General features: G+C 34.4%; 1 protein-coding gene. It reads left to right on the top strand.

Annotated features, from left to right (window positions below):
* The coding region (locus tag SH09_RS13465) for an MFS transporter (protein WP_141639739.1) at positions 1 to 241 on the top strand (241 nt) is incomplete at both ends.

Below are 241 nucleotides of genomic sequence, written 5' to 3'. Positions count from 1 at the left end.
CTTTTTTATTTTGATTTTTGGTAGGTTAGTACAAGGAGTAGGATCTGCTGCATTCCCTTCACTGATTATGGTGGTTGTAGCTAGAAATATTACAAGAAAAAAACAAGGCAAAGCCTTTGGGTTTATAGGATCAATTGTAGCTTTAGGTGAAGGGTTAGGTCCTTCAATAGGGGGAATAATAGCACATTATATTCATTGGTCTTACCTACTTATACTTCCTATGATTACAATAGTAACTATA

It is taken from the genome of Staphylococcus gallinarum, from assembly GCF_000875895.1.
Taxonomy (GTDB): domain Bacteria; phylum Bacillota; class Bacilli; order Staphylococcales; family Staphylococcaceae; genus Staphylococcus; species Staphylococcus gallinarum.
This window is presented reverse-complemented; position numbering and strand designations above follow the sequence as displayed.